This window comes from Shewanella sp. GutDb-MelDb (assembly GCF_002836075.1).
Classification (GTDB): domain Bacteria; phylum Pseudomonadota; class Gammaproteobacteria; order Enterobacterales; family Shewanellaceae; genus Shewanella.
In genome coordinates this window covers 1-8,508 of record NZ_PJBM01000208.1, presented here as the reverse complement: position 1 = coordinate 8,508, position 8,508 = coordinate 1, and the positions used below count along the sequence as shown (strand labels likewise).

The following is an 8,508-nucleotide window of genomic DNA, read 5'->3' as shown; positions in this document are numbered from 1 at the left end:
GAGACGATACAGGCTGAGACGATACAGGCTGAGACGATACAGGCTGAGACGATACAGGCTGAGAAGGTTACGAGCCGGATAAGCTAGGACGGTTAGAAGCCGGATAAATGCCGGTTTAGAGCCGATTTAAAGATGGTTCGAGCAGAGACTTGAGAGAAGGTTTGGAGCCGGATAGGGCTAAGACGATACAGGCTGAGACGATACAGGCTGAGATGATACAGACTGAGACGATACAGGCTGAGACGATACAGGCTGAGACGATACAGGCTGAGACGATACAAGCTGAGAAGGTTACGAGCCGGATAAGCTAGGACGGTTAGAAGCCGGATAAATGCCGGTTAAGAGCAGGTTTAAAGACGGTTCGAGCAGAGACTTGAGAGAAGGTTTGGAGCCGGATAGTGCTGAGATGATACAGGCTGAGACGATTCAAGCTGAGACTTGAGAGCTGGTTTAGAGCCGGATAGTGCTGAGACGATACAGGCTGAGACGATTCAAGCTAGGACGGTTGGAAGTCGGGTAAATGCCGGTTTAGAGCCGATTTAAAGCCGGATAGGGCTAAGACGATACAGGCTGGGAAGGTTACGAGCTGAATAAGCTGAGATTAAAATAAGGAATGGGTATTCAAGGATGAATAATATGAAATTTAAGAAGTTAGAAATTTGGCAGCGATCGTGTGCGCTCAGTTGTTCGATTTATGAGTTAACGAAAGACACACGAGATTTCGGCTTTAAGGATCAAATAACCAGAGCGGGATTATCAATCCCTTCCAATATTGCAGAGGGAATAGAAAGGGAGTCAATAAAAGAGCAGATCCGTTTTCTATACATATCAAAGGCTTCAGCTGCTGAAGTTATCACCCAATTAACAATAGGAATTAAAATCGGCTATCTTGAATCTAATTCAGGTGTTCAATTAATTAGAGAAACAGAAAGTATAATAATGATGACAGCCGCCCTTATTCGCACAAAGAAAAGATTACTCACTTAACCAAAAAACCTCAAATATTTTATCAAACCTTACTTCACCTCAGCTCAACTCTATCCAGCTCTAACCAGCTTTTATCTCGGCTTTTATCTCGGCTTTTATCTCGGCTTTTAACCGACTCCAAACCGTCTTTTACCATCTCAGCTCATTCGGATTTAACTCTGCTTCTAACCGTCTCAGCTTAAACCTGCTTGTTACCATCTCAGCTTATCCGGCTCAAAACCGGCACTTAATCGATTTTCGACTTTAACTCGGCTTCTAACCGTCTTTTACCATCTCAGCACTCTTCGGCTCCCAGAACCTTCGCTCTTTCCGTCTCAGCTTAAATCGGCTTGTCACTTTCTCAGCTCATCCGGCCTTAAACCGGCACTTAATCGATTTTCGACTTTAGCTCGGCTTCTAACCGTCTTTTACCATCTCAGCTTAAACCGGCACTTATCCGGCTCTCAGCTCATTCGGCTCCAAACCGGCTTTTACCTTCTCTCATCTTACAATCGGATTTTCTTTACCCAAACAAAAAGCCAGAAGATAAACTCTTCTGGCTTTGCTATTTTCTAGCTTTTCCGGCTCTAGCTCGGCTTTAACCGTCTTAGCTCATCCGGCTTTAACTCGGCTTCTAACCGTCTTAGCTTAAACCGGCACTTATCCGGCTCTCAGCTCATTCGGCTCCAAACCGGCTTTTAACCGATCCCCGCCGTTTACCTAATTTTCCTCAAACAAAAAGCCAGAAGATAAACTCTTCTGGCTTTGCTGTTTTCTAGCTTTTCCGGCTTTAACTCGGCTTTAACCGTCTTTTACCATCTCAGCTTATCCGGCTCTAAACCGGCTCTCAGCTCATTCGGCTCCAAACCGGCTTTTACCTTCTCTCGTCTTACAATCGGATTTTCTTTACCCAAACAAAAAGCCAGAAGATAAACTCTTCTGGCTTTGCTGTTTTCTAGCTTATCCGGCTCTAAACCGTCTCAGCTCATTCGGCTCCAAACCGGCTTTTAACCGACTCTAAACCGTCTTAGCTTAAACCGGCACTTATCCGGCTCTCAGCTCATTCGGCTCTAAACCGGCCTTTAACTATCTCTTGATAGCTTCATGCTCTGCAGTAACGGCAATCTCTTGCTCAAGAATTTCTTCTTCAGTGTCTGCATGGCCTTCAGCGCCGTGCATCCAATTAACAAGCTTATCAGCCATGAAGTAAAGGATGATGCCAGAAACTGTTGCAGTGATTGCTATACCAGCAAAGATCCCCATGGCGTTAGCCAATTGTTCTTCTTTAGTACCATCGTGGCCGATGAATGAACCAACAATACCACCAATCTTATTGGCCGCAGCAATAAAGAGAAACCATGCACCCATAAGTAACGAAGCAATACGCAATGGAGCAAGCTTAGTCACCATAGACAAACCAATAGGAGACAAACATAGTTCACCCATTGTATGGAAGAAGTAAGCACCGACTAACCACCACATGCTTGACTTAACATCGGCACTACCGTCCATTTCCATAACAGCACCCATCATAAATAGGAAACCGACAGCGAGTAGAACTAAGCCAAGGGCAAACTTAACTGGAGAGTTAGGCTCGTTCTTACCCAAGCGGATCCAGATAGAAGCAATTACTGGGGCAAAAACAACGATGAAAATAGCATTCAGAGACTGGAACCAAGTCGTTGGTACTTCAAAGCTACCAATTGATCGGTCGGTAAATTCGTTAGTGAATAGGTTAAGTAGACCACCGGCTTGTTCGAAACCCGCCCAGAAAATGATGGTGAACAGACCCATGACCATAATCACCTTGATGCGATCACGTTCAATTTTGGTTAACGGTTCTTTTCGCACAATACCGCTTGCAGCTGACTTTTCTTTATCAACTTTAGCAGCAGGGTAGCGACCGATATCGCCAAGCAGTTTCTGAGCAAATATGTACTGGATAATCAAAGAGAAAATCATACCTACACCAGCGCAGAAGAAACCTGCTTGCCAGTTGTTAATGAAGACTTCTTGTCCTTCAAATATGACAGTTTGACCAAATGAAGTATAAGCCCAAGCAACAACAAAGCCCGCAAGTGCAGCACCCACGTTGATACCCATATAAAAGATAGTGAATGCACCATCACGACGATGATCGCCTTCTTTATAGAGATCGCCAACCATGGTAGAGATATTTGGCTTAAATAGTCCGTTACCTATAATCAGTGTGCCTAGACCTATATAAAAGGCCATAGTTTCTGAACCAGGAATCCAACTATGGGGGAAAGCTAGAGTAAATTGACCGATGGCCATTAAGGCGCCACCAATATAGATAGATTTACGTTGACCAAGCACATTATCCGCTAACCAGCCACCGATAAGAGGAGTGAAATAGACTAAACCAGTAAAAGTACCGTAAAGAGAGAGGGCATCTGCACTCGTCCAACCTAAACCGTGACCGCCTTCGCCTTGTACTTTATCTACAAGATATAACACCAAAATGGCGCGCATCGCGTAATAACTAAATCGTTCCCATAATTCTGTTGTAAACAACAGGAACAGTCCCTTCGGATGCCCAAGCATCGTCCCCTGGGGTTTTATTCCGCTCATTTGTTCTTCCACCTTCAGCTTGTGATTACCTGTGGGTTAATAAAAACCACAGAAATAGTTTTGCTTAAATTAGCTTAACCTAATGCGTGAGATATATTCGCTGTAAATGTTATCTTAAGCATCTATATGTAACGTATTTGATCGCACTGTTACGGGCTTATATTCTAATTTTTATTATTTGAAGCTAAAAATAGCGCCAAATGCGATAAAGCCCACCTTATATACCCTTTTAAGGGGCCTTAAGTCAATTTTAAGGAAGTGACTGCTGAGATAATAACCACTCAAAGCGAATGCATTTATATCTTGCTAGACTTGAGACCAGTATTGGAAAAACAGATAGAATTTACTTTCATTGTGACAGTGGTTTTTGCTAGAATCTCTCGCCGTGAATGGAGTTCACTATTGTTAAGTTTAATATTGGAGAGGTTTTAATGAAAGCTTGGTACCTGTTGTATTGTAAGCCTCGAGGCGAAGTTCGAGCGCAGCAGAATCTAGCACTTCAAGAGATTGAAACTTATATCCCTACCTACCCTGAAGAAAAGTTACATAAAGGAATAGTAACTGTTCGTCGTGTCTCTATGTTCCCTAGTTATCTCTTTGTCCATTTTGATCCTCAAATCACCAGCGTTGCGCGTATACATAGCACCAGAGGCGTTATTCGCATCATCGGCTGTAAAGAATTGATGACAGCTGTTGATGACGGTATCATTCAAGCCATTAAGCTGCGCGAACATTGCTGGTTAAACGAGTTACTACCAAACACCGACTCAGAACAGCAAAATACAGCGGAAGCTGCTATTGAATGTGGCGATAAAGTGAAGTTTGTCGATGGGCCTTTCGCTGAACTCGAGGGGGTTTTCGAAGAGAAAAATGGTGAAAAGCGCTGTTTTGTACTCTTCGACATTATGGGCAAGCAACAAAGGGTTGCTGTCGATAAGGCTGATGTTACCCGTTTAGATTGATATCTTTAAGTAAAAAGCATAACAAACTGAATATGTTTGTATCATAAGTAGTAGTGTGAACTCTGTGCGTGAAATACGATTTTTTTTGTAGGATATTGGCTATAGCGCTTCGATAAGTACAACTTATGTGTTACTAGCGACAAAGAAGCCTGCGTTATAGAATGAGATTATATTTTGACCTGTAAAGCAAAGTGGAATGATGCTATGTATCGGTCGAACATGTGCCGCTTATGCGATTCGTCATGTGGTGAGTGATATCTAAGGCGATATCTTTAACGCAAGACCATGGTTGCAGTACATAGCACTGCAAGTTTTAATGGTATGAGTAGCGGAATGTTTGAGCACTTGGCGAATGCAGGCCCTTAGAGTTACTGCTCAACTCTTTTCATTGCTGTATAGTATTTACGAAAATTTACAGCTGATATTGTTGACCTTAGGCAATTCTGAGGTGTTATTTAGCTTTGTGGCCGAGTTGTAAAAAAATATTAAACGCTAGGGTTAGTATTTGTTGTGTAAAACGGTAGAGAGCAATTAAGTTAATTTAGAAAAACGGGAAAACAGATTGAGTGAAGCTATTTTACGAAATCCTAACTTTTATTTTTTCTAAATTTATTTAGCTACTTGCTTAAGTATTAATTTAGTTTTTACGTAAGTTGTTAAGTGTTTTTGTCAGTGAATTAGGAATGTCCGCATTGCGGATGGGCACTTTGGAAGCCGTAATCCATGGGCGGTAGCGTGTCTAAAATACATGAATCACCTACGTTTTTTTGTTATTTCTTATGCGTTCCCCCAAAAGATTCAACATCGGGTTCGCTCAGTTATTGGCCTGAACACTAAACTTGAACATTAAGAATGAGCAATATGATTTTTCGACTTTAAACACTTTATACGTTAGCTTTGTCAGTTAGCTCAGCCATTGAGTCGCAAGGCCACTTGTTCTATTACATCGGGTTACTATAAATTGGCCTGGCTAGTCAGCGATTGCTGACTTTTTCATTATTTTTGCTTTCTTCGGAGATTAATCGCGGTGTTACATAAAACCAAAAAAATTATTATAGCTGGCGCAAGTGCTTTGCTGCTGTTAAGCGGTCAAGTACAAGCGGCAATGCCATCTCCGCAAATGATAGAGCAATTTAAAACTCTGCCGGCATCAGAACAACAACGTCTTGCTAAGCAATATGGCATTAGTCCATCGATGCTAGGAGGCTCTGCCGCTACTCAACAACAGTTAGAAAGCCCTCAGTTGGTAAACCCGCGTGGTGATGGACGCAGTAAGGGTAATAGAGCTGCAGACGAAGAAGATAAAAACAAAGAACTTACTTTTGAAGATGAAGCTGCAAAAAACGAACTAAAACGATTTGGTTATGACCTCTTTGCAGGCGAGCCGACGACCTTTGCGCCTGTATCGGATGTGCCTGTCCCGAGTGAATATCTTGTGGGCCCAGGAGATAACATCAAAGTTCAGCTTTATGGTAAAGATAACAAGGAATATGACCTAGTCATTAACAGAGAAGGGGTTATACAGTTCCCTGAACTAGGGCCTATCACTGTAACCGGATTAAACTTTAGCCAGTTACGAAAAACCCTATCCCAACGTATTAAAAAGCAGATGATTGGTATTCAATCAAATATCACCATGGGCGAACTTCGCTCCATTCGCATTTTTGTTGCGGGTGATGCTTATAAGCCGGGGTCGTATACCGTCTCGAGCCTATCGACCATTACTCAAGCCTTATTTGTCGCAGGTGGCGTTAATGAAATCGGTTCGCTACGTAATATTCAAGTAAAACGTGCTGGCAAACTGGTTGGCAGCATGGATTTGTACGACCTGTTGCTTCGAGGTGATGCCTCTGGTGACATGCGCTTGCGCTCTGGTGATGTGGTATTTATTCCATCGGTAGGCGGATTAGTCAGCGTTACTGGCGAAGTTCGACGTCCGGCTATTTACGAGCTTAAAAAGCACGAAACAATGGCGCAGGTTATTGAAATGTCGGCGGGTATTAAACCTGGCGCTTATCCAAAACGTAGCAGTGTAGAGCGATTTAATAGTAATAGCCTTAGAACCATCGTTAATGTCGATCTTACCTCTAAAAAAGGCAAAGCGACTCCAGCTATTGCAGGTGATGTGATACGCGTAAAAAGTGCAGCATCACAATATGAAGACGCACTCACCGTTGTCGGTGCAGTTGTTCGGCCTGGAAAGTATCAGTGGTTTGAAGGACAAAAGGTCAGTGACTTAGTCCCATCTATTTGGGGCGACTTAACGGTTTCAGCGGATTTAGAGTACGCTATTATAGTGCGCGAAATGAATAAGCAGGGTGATATTCAGGTTTATCAATTCTCGCCATCACAAGCGATTAACGGCAAGGTTGCATCTCAAGATCTAATGCTTCGACCACGTGACAAGGTCATCTTTTTTAACTTCAGCGATATGACTCAGAACCGCTATGAACTGAATAAGTTAGTCAAAGAACGCGTTAAGAAAGTACAATCGTTAGCAGGTGACTCACTTATTGGCAACGATTTGTTTAAAGCGGGTTTCTCTCAACTGAATCAACAGAAATTTGCCGACCGTTCAGAGTTAGGCGGTATCGCAATCAACAGTAAAGCTGAAGAAAACGAAAACACCGCAATCAAAGGTGAGGTCAACAAGATGTTGGTCAACCTGTTTGAAGATAGAGATTTAATCAAGCTAAGCAGCGTGATGAATCGCAGTGAATTGCTTTATCCAGTGATTATGAAGCTTAATAATCAAGGTCGAGCCGGTACAGGTGTTCAGGCTGTTGCCATCAACGGTAAAGTGAATAACCCTGGTATTTATCCTCTTGCAATCAATGCGCGAGTTCAAGACTTAGTTAATGCTGCCGGAGGCCTAGAAGAAGGGGCTTATACAATACGCGCCGAACTTACAAGCACGTTCACCACTGCTGATGGGTCCTCTATTAACCACAAGAATATAGCGCTTGATCTTGCCTTGCAGGGCGATGCACAACAAAATGTGTTGCTGAAAGGCCGCGATATCTTAACGGTAATGACCACCCCAGATTGGCAAGAAAATAAGTCAGTTGAAATACGCGGAGAAGTTAAGTTCCCAGGCACTTACAATATCCGCCGCGGTGAGACGTTAGCGGATGTACTAAATCGTGCAGGTGGGTTTACTTCATATGCATACCTGCCTTCATCAGTATTTGTCCGCGAGTCTGTGCGTCAACAAGAGCAATTAGAAATTAAAAAGCTTGCTGACCAATTACGCCGTGATATTGCTACTCGTGGTGTTTCGAAAGACGGTAACGTTGTAAATTATAGCGATGCGCAGTTAATGTTAACCGATCTCGAAACCATTAAAGCAGTGGGTCGTTTAGTGGTTGATCTCTCAGCTGTATCCGTAGGCATTGAGCAAGCAGACCTGCAATTGGAAGATAAAGATGTTCTATACATCCCATCGACTAAGCAGACTGTTGCGGTTATGGGTGAAGTCCAGCACGCAGCCACACATCGATTTAAAGACGGCCAAACCATCGACCAATATCTTGCTATGTCGGGTGGCGCAAGAGAACGCGCGGATGATGACCGAACGTATGTTATTAAAGCCGATGGCTCAGTAATGCTTCCAAGTCATTCAATGTGGTTCAGCAGTGAATCAAGCCTGCAACCTGGCGATACTATTATCGTACCGTTAGACACTGAATACAAAGACAGCCTAACGCTTTGGACACAAGTCACCAGCATCATATACAACACAGCAGTCGCATTCGCCACAGTCGCTAATCTTTAGACCGCAAAGCGGTCTTTGGCCTCACGGATAATGGAACGCTGACTTAGTTAGCGAAGCGTTCTGTCAACCGTATTCAAAAACTTAAATAATGAGATAAGTTTTAAATGTCGAATGAAATAAATAAATATACACAGGGTCAACAGTTTACTCCGGCTCCGTCAGATGATGAGATTGACTTGAGAGAACTTTTCGCTGTTATCTGGCAGGGAAAAT

4 protein-coding genes and 1 pseudogene are annotated in these 8,508 nt (G+C 43.0%); 4 read left to right on the top strand and 1 reads right to left on the bottom strand.

Features of this window, described 5'->3' with window-relative positions; genetic code table 11:
• The first annotated feature begins 636 nt into the window (after nt 1-636).
• Nucleotides 637-987, top strand: coding sequence for a four helix bundle protein (locus CXF82_RS10330; RefSeq protein ID WP_102044146.1), 351 nt, complete (start codon nt 637-639; stop codon nt 985-987).
• A 1,065-nt stretch (nt 988-2,052) separates the two neighbouring features.
• On the opposite strand, the gene CXF82_RS10325 is transcribed toward CXF82_RS10330, so the two are convergent.
• The gene (locus CXF82_RS10325) at nt 2,053-3,558 is read right to left on the bottom strand and encodes a peptide MFS transporter (protein WP_101092186.1); all 1,506 of its coding nucleotides are present in this window, start codon (nt 3,556-3,558) and stop codon (nt 2,053-2,055) included.
• Between the two features lie 431 nt (nt 3,559-3,989).
• Between CXF82_RS10325 and rfaH the strand changes: the two genes are divergently transcribed.
• The 3 genes and pseudogenes from rfaH to CXF82_RS22785 form a co-directional block, all read left to right on the top strand.
• Complete coding sequence (gene rfaH, locus CXF82_RS10320) at nt 3,990-4,520, top strand: transcription/translation regulatory transformer protein RfaH (protein WP_102044145.1); 531 nt, start codon at nt 3,990-3,992, stop codon at nt 4,518-4,520.
• 1,027 nt (nt 4,521-5,547) lie between these two features.
• Nucleotides 5,548-8,295: an SLBB domain-containing protein gene (locus tag CXF82_RS10315; RefSeq protein WP_102044144.1), complete on the top strand. Its 2,748-nt coding sequence runs from the start codon at nt 5,548-5,550 to the stop codon at nt 8,293-8,295.
• Between the two features lie 104 nt (nt 8,296-8,399).
• Nucleotides 8,400-8,508 (top strand): annotated as a pseudogene (locus tag CXF82_RS22785) (LPS O-antigen length regulator); the annotation flags it as partial.